This is a genomic window from Herbaspirillum aquaticum, from assembly GCF_002213425.1.
Taxonomy (GTDB): Bacteria; Pseudomonadota; Gammaproteobacteria; order Burkholderiales; family Burkholderiaceae_D; genus Herbaspirillum; species Herbaspirillum aquaticum.
In genome coordinates this window covers 1-975 of record NZ_NJGV01000061.1, presented here as the reverse complement: position 1 = coordinate 975, position 975 = coordinate 1, and the positions used below count along the sequence as shown (strand labels likewise).

Annotated in this window: 1 protein-coding gene; it reads left to right on the top strand. The window is 47.8% G+C overall.

Going from position 1 to position 975, the window contains the following annotated elements:
* The first annotated feature begins 134 nt into the window (after nucleotides 1–134).
* A complete protein-coding gene (locus CEJ45_RS25410; RefSeq protein ID WP_088757563.1) occupies nucleotides 135–743 on the top strand; it encodes a phosphatase PAP2 family protein in 609 nt (202 codons plus the stop codon).
* Nucleotides 744–975 lie beyond the last annotated feature (232 nt).

Genomic DNA, 975 nt, shown 5'->3' with positions numbered 1-975 from the left:
GCAGGATCAGGGCAGCGCTGTTCTGCTGCAAGTGAAGTCATGGATGCAGCTTAAATTCTGGCAAACGCTGTCTTGACGGATGGGTCCACTTTACCATAACAATCCCTTTTAAAGCCCCCTACGGCAATTGAAAAATGAACATTCCAAACCTATGCATAGTTGCTTACAGGGAAGTCAATCGACCAAAGAAATTCATCTTTTTATTAATGGTTGCGTTTTTGGTAAGCGTCTTCTATCCATCTGACCTAGCTGATTATTCGAAAAATTTTCCTGGTATAGAAGCTGGGCCGGTAGAACATAGCACGGAGAATTATGTCAGGTTCGTCAATACAGCACTGCAGATAGGCCTGCCAATTGTGCTCGCCGATAAGGTCGGTCTCGTGCAACTTATATATGTCGGGGTTTCTTCTACCATACTCACGCACGGGATGAAACGTCTTGTCAACGACTGGCACGTTATGGGCACCCGCCTTGGGCAAAGGCCAAGTGGTCCACAGAGCAAACACAACATGCCATCCGGTCATTCTTCAATGGCTTCGTGCGCGATGTACTTTCTCTGCAGGAGATACAGCTTCTGGTTCGCAGTTCTTCTCATACCGATCATGCTTCTGACGATGTACACAAGGGTCGTATTGCACGACCATACTGTATCGGCTGTTCTTGCAGGGGCTATTGCCGGAATATTGGCCGGCGCGATGTTCACATCTCGATGGCATCGCGGCCGTCGTTCCGTTTCTTCGTAGCCCGATCATGCGACGGACAGATTCAACGGCCTGGATTGTGAGAAGTTGGTATAAATTCCAGGGTGGGTTTGGGTTTGAATCAGGCAGACAATGAACATACAATGAACATAAGGTTACTGCCACGGAATGAACAGCAAGGGTAAAGTGGACCCCGAATTTGAGACACTGATTTAAGCTGTCGTCCTGGAAGGGATGACGAGAATGAGTGAAGCAAAGAAGAAGCGAAATAGCT

What these genes read in the sequence shown, in the direction of transcription:
- CEJ45_RS25410 (WP_088757563.1), top strand. Translation starts at nt 135, where the DNA reads ATGAACATTCCAAACCTATGCATAGTTGCTTACAGGGAAGTCAATCGA.